Source organism: Escherichia sp. MOD1-EC6021, assembly GCF_002965245.1.
GTDB lineage: Bacteria > Pseudomonadota > Gammaproteobacteria > Enterobacterales > Enterobacteriaceae > Escherichia > Escherichia coli_F.
Window position 1 is genome coordinate 1 of the sequence record NZ_PTRU01000131.1, and the last position, 377, is coordinate 377.

The window sequence follows — 377 nt, forward strand, 5'->3', positions numbered from 1 at the left end:
GCCGTGAGCCTTCCTGCCGCGTCATACCCGCTGTGCGTGACGCTGCCGTCCGCCAGTTCTTTTTTCACCACCCGCTTCAGCCCGGCCCCGCCTTCTGTATGCAGCACCTCTCGCCGGTTCAGGCTGTCCGTGATGGTGATGCGGTCCTGCTCATAAAGATAGCGATAGCTTAACCCTGCCGGGTTCAGCTGCTCCACCACCCGCCCGGTATCGTCGTAGCGGTAGCGCATCTCCGGCCTTCCCGCATAACGGTGCCCCACCATCCGGCCCGGGTGCTGCGCGTCATACGTGAAAGCGCGCACCTGCGTATTGCTGCGGTCATATACCGCCAGCAGTTCACCGGCTTCCGTATACGTGTACCGCGCCAGTGGCGCACC

Annotated in this window: 1 pseudogene; it reads right to left on the reverse strand. The window is 63.7% G+C overall.

Annotated features, from left to right (window positions below):
• Nucleotides 1-377, reverse strand: a pseudogene (locus BEB54_RS28320) (RHS element protein); the annotation flags it as partial.